The organism is Roseburia inulinivorans DSM 16841 (genome assembly GCF_000174195.1).
GTDB lineage: Bacteria > Bacillota > Clostridia > Lachnospirales > Lachnospiraceae > Roseburia > Roseburia inulinivorans.
On sequence record NZ_ACFY01000179.1, the window covers coordinates 1 to 1,154 of the forward strand.

Below are 1,154 nucleotides of genomic sequence, written 5' to 3' on the forward strand. Positions count from 1 at the left end.
AATCAGTCCTTTGATACCCTAACAACAGACGCGGTAAAAAAGGATTACAGCTTTACACTTCTGGAAGCAACCTATCTGGAACGGACTGGTCTCCGCTTTGAGCCATCCGATTATGTCTCCTTCGGTTTGGCTGACAAAAATGGATTCCTGACCAATGCCGGAAAGCTCATGACCGATCAGCACACAGTTTATAACTCCCGTATGTTCTGTACCCGGTGGAATGGCTTGGAAAAAGGCTCTATCTTTGATGATGCGCTGGATGATAAGGAATACGAGGGGAATTTGATTTATTTACTGAAAAGCGGCAGTGAATTTATTCGCAATAATTCCAAAGTCCGTTTTGTCAAAGAGGCACAGTATCGTGTAGACAAGCCGGATTATGCTGAACGAGCTGTGACAGAGGCTCTTGTCAATGCACTTATCCATCGTGATTATATTGTGCTTGGCAGCGAGGTCCACATTGATATGTATGATGATCGGGTGGAAATCACATCTCCGGGCGGTATGTTTGGCGGCGGCTCAATTCAGGAATACGATATTTACAGTATCCGTTCCATGCGACGAAACCCTGTGATTGCTGACCTGTTCCACCGCATGAAATACATGGAACGCCGTGGAAGTGGTCTACGCAAAATCGTCAGTGAAACTGAAAAACTACCAGGATATTCAGAAATATATAAACCTGAATTCTTCTCGACAGCAACAGATTTCAGAGTTATTTTGAAAAATGTGAATTACCATCTTAGTCAGAAAGACTTAGTCAGTGACCAAGATTGTGACCAAGTTAGTGATCAAGATAGATCACAGGACATCCTACACGCAGTCTTGGATTTTTGTATAACAGAAAAAAGCAAACAAGAAATTTGCTCGTTTATTGGTTATCGAAATCTCACTTATTTTACAAGAAAATATTTGAATCCTCTACTGGCAAGTGGTCAGCTTAAAATGACTATTCCAGATAAGCCAAACAGTCGAAAACAAAAATATATTACTGTTCATTCCGAATAATCGAGTAGGAGACGTGACTAACCGCCGTCCTGTCACACCACCGTGCGTACCGTTCGGTACACGGCGGTTTCAATAGTTGACGTGTACAGACGACGGCATGTCCGTCATACTTAGAAACGTGCGCCGCTAGGCGCACAACAACAAAA

The 1,154-nt window shown here is 42.9% G+C and carries 1 protein-coding gene; it reads left to right on the forward strand.

Annotated features, from left to right (window positions below):
- Positions 1-1,008 (forward strand): ATP-binding protein (locus tag ROSEINA2194_RS19490; protein WP_007890978.1); only part of this gene is annotated, 1,008 nt, incomplete at its 5' end.
- Between the last annotated feature and the right edge of the window lie 146 nt (positions 1,009-1,154).